Origin of the sequence: Halapricum sp. CBA1109, assembly GCF_009741825.1 — an archaeon.
Lineage (GTDB): Archaea > Halobacteriota > Halobacteria > Halobacteriales > Haloarculaceae > Halapricum.
In genome coordinates this window covers 1-2896 of sequence record NZ_WPCA01000217.1, presented here as the reverse complement: position 1 = coordinate 2896, position 2896 = coordinate 1, and the positions used below count along the sequence as shown (strand labels likewise).

Sequence of the window (2896 nt, the reverse complement as noted above, 5' to 3'; positions counted from 1 at the left end):
TCCAGGGGGTGGACGGACGCGCGTCGGGCGGGAGAGCGCACGGCCGGCGAAGCGCTGGGCCCTGTGGGTCGGCGTCGCGTAGTACTCCAACAGCAGGGGGGCGCGGGCGAGGGTCGCGCCGATGCCGGCGGCCGCAACCTGGGAAGCCGGGGTCGGGGTGGCGTGGACCACGTCGGGGCCGAAGCCGGCGAGTTTCCACGGGAGTTTCAGGCCGAACGCGGCGGCGTCCGGGCCGGCGGTGAGGCCGTGGTAGGTGACGCCGGCGTCGTCGCTGGTCGTCGGTTCGCCCTCCCACGTTCGGGCGCAAAAGACGGTCACGTCGTGGCCGCGTCCGGCTAGCTGTCGGGCGATCCGTTCGAGGCGGCGGTTGCCCTCGCCGTCGTCTAACTGGGTCGTCCGGAGGCTGACGAACGCGACCCGCATACGTCGCCCGAGGGCGGCCGATTGTATAAATACACGCGGTTCGGGGCCCCTCACGAGGACGGCTCGCTCGGGCCGCAGCGTGGTCGGTTGGCTGTCCCCTTTCGAGCGGCGCCCTCAGACGAGTTTGTCGCCGTCGAAGGCCGAGCGGTCGTAGTCCAGATCCATCAGCGAGAGGATGGTCGGGGCGATGTCGTAGAGGTCGGCGTCGTTGATGGTCGCGTCGTCGTCGTCGACGAACAGGCAGGCGTTGTCGAAGCTGTGCATCCCGTTGCGCGGGCCGGTGTCGAACACCGTGTCGTGGCCCTTGAACCCCGACTTCAGGTCGAACCCGTGGTTCGGGACGACGATGAGGTCCGGTGCGATGTCGGCGTGGTCGCCGCGGAAGGCGTCCTCCTTGGTGACGACGCGGTCGGCGACTTTCTGCCCGTCGGGGCCCTCCAGCGCTTCGAGGTCGGCCTTGAGTTCGTCCCGAACGTCCTCGTAGTCCTCCTGTGGGACCGCGCCGCGGGGTTCGCGGTCCTCGAGGTTGATGTAGAAGCGGCCGGGGATGAGCGAGTACGCGCGGGTCTCCTCGGAGATGTCGCCCAACTCGGAGTGGTCCTCGTCCTCGTAGGAGAGCCACCCCTCCTGTTCGAGCCACGCGTTGCAGTGGACCTCGTGTTCCAGCGTGGTGAACCCGTGGTCGGAGGCGACCAGCATCGTCACGTCGTCGTCGAGCATCTCGCGCAGGCGGCCGAGGTAGTCGTCGACCTTGCGGTAAAAGTCGAGGAACTCCTCTCTGTACTCGCCGTCCTGAGCGTAGTGTTTGAACAGGAAGTGGTTGACTCGGTCGGTGGTCATGAAGACGCCGAAAAACAGGTCCCAGTCGTCCTGCTGGATGTAGTGTTTGAACGCCTCGAACCGTTTATCGAGGGTTTCGTGGGCGTCCTCGATGAACTCGCTCTTGTCGTCGTTGTGGCCCAGTTTGGCGTTGACGTCGATGCGGTAATCAAGTCCTTCGAGTTGCTCTCGTAGTTCGTCGGGGTAGGCGGCCTTGTCGACGCCGGGGGAGAGAAAGCCCGAGACCATCCGCTGGACGTCACGCTGTGGCGGGAAGGTGACGGGCACGTTCAGCACCGTCGACGAGCGCTCGGCGCCCTCGACGCGGTCCCAGACTCGGGTGGCCTGTACGTCCCGGCCCATCGGAACGTAGGTGTCGTAGGATCCGATCTCGCGGTCCTGAAAGCCGTAGACGCCGGTCTCGCCGGGGTTGACGCCGGTCGTCAGCGACGGCCAGCAGGCCGACGATTCCGGCGGTACGATGCTGTCTATCGGGCCGGCGCTCCCCTCCTCGGCGAGCGCGGCGAGGTTCTCGAACTCGTCGAAGTTGTCGGCGAGCAGGCTGTAGGGTACCCCGTCGATTCCGAAGAACGCGACACGAGGGCCGTCGTCGCCTTTGAGCCGGTCGAACAGTCCCATACCCCTCGATACTGGCGACTGCCACAAGAAGCTTCTTCTCGCGGTCGCTCCCAGAAAACGGCAATACTACCGGTCGGCGTCCGGGTCGTAGTTCTCCGGCACGACTGTCGGATGGGAGACGCCGACGTCCGGCCGCTGCTCGGGGACTGTCGTCGGGTGGTCGACACCGACTGCCGTGCTGTTGGTCGCCATCGTACTCCTGTCTACACGCTATCGGGTCAAATAATTACCCATAATCATAAGGTATGCCGGTCGCGGCCACCATTACCTCGGTGAATACTGCCGCTACCGCGGTTCCTCGAACGCCGCGGGGTCCTCGGCGGCGGCGACCACGTCCCGGGCGGCGACGTTCTCGTCGACGTCGTGGACGCGCACGACGTCGGCGCCCCGTTCGGTCGCCAGCGCCGTTGCGGCGACGGTCGATTCGAGTCGGTCCTCGGCCCCGCGACCGATATGCCCGAACAGCGACTTGTGGGAGTGCCCGACCAGTACCGGACAGCCAAGCGCCGCGAACTCGTCGATCCGACCCAGCATCTCGAAGTCCTCGGCGGGGGTCTTGCCGAAGCCGATGCCCGGGTCGACGAGGATCTGCTCGCGGTCGAGACCGGCCTTCTCGGCCAACAACACTCGCTCGCGCAACTGGTCGATGACGTCCCCCACCACGTCGTCGTACTCGACCTCGTTGTCGGGGACGACCGGCGTATCGATTGAGTGCATCACGACGACGGGCACGTCGTGTTCGGCCGCGAGGTGGCGCATCTCGGGGTCTTCCAGCCCCGAGACGTCGTTGAGGATGTCCGCGCCCGCCTCCAAGGCGGCCTCGGCGACGGCCGCCTTCCGCGTGTCGATAGAGACGGTGACGTCCATCTCCTCGAGGGCCTCGACCACCGGCAACACGCGGTCTTTCTCCTCCTCGACGGGGACCGGGTCGGCACCCGGCCGCGTCGACTCCCCGCCGATATCGACGATGTCCGCTCCGGCCTCGACCATCGCTTCGGCGCGGTCGGACGGCGTC

General features: G+C 66.9%; 4 protein-coding genes. All 4 read right to left on the bottom strand.

Going from position 1 to position 2896, the window contains the following annotated elements; genetic code table 11:
• A partial coding sequence (locus GJ629_RS15260; RefSeq protein ID WP_157513777.1) for a glycosyltransferase occupies positions 1 to 423 on the bottom strand: 423 nt, incomplete at its 3' end.
• Between the two features lie 114 nt (positions 424 to 537).
• On the bottom strand, positions 538 to 1881 hold the full coding sequence (locus tag GJ629_RS15255; protein WP_157513776.1) for an alkaline phosphatase family protein: 1344 nt from the start codon (positions 1879 to 1881) through the stop codon (positions 538 to 540).
• Between the two features lie 66 nt (positions 1882 to 1947).
• Positions 1948 to 2073 (bottom strand): hypothetical protein, encoded by a 126-nt coding sequence (locus GJ629_RS17700; protein WP_255475247.1) that lies wholly within the window; start codon positions 2071 to 2073, stop codon positions 1948 to 1950.
• A gap of 93 nt (positions 2074 to 2166) precedes the next feature.
• Positions 2167 to 2896 (bottom strand): dihydropteroate synthase (gene folP / locus GJ629_RS15250; protein WP_157513775.1); only part of this gene is annotated, 730 nt, incomplete at its 5' end.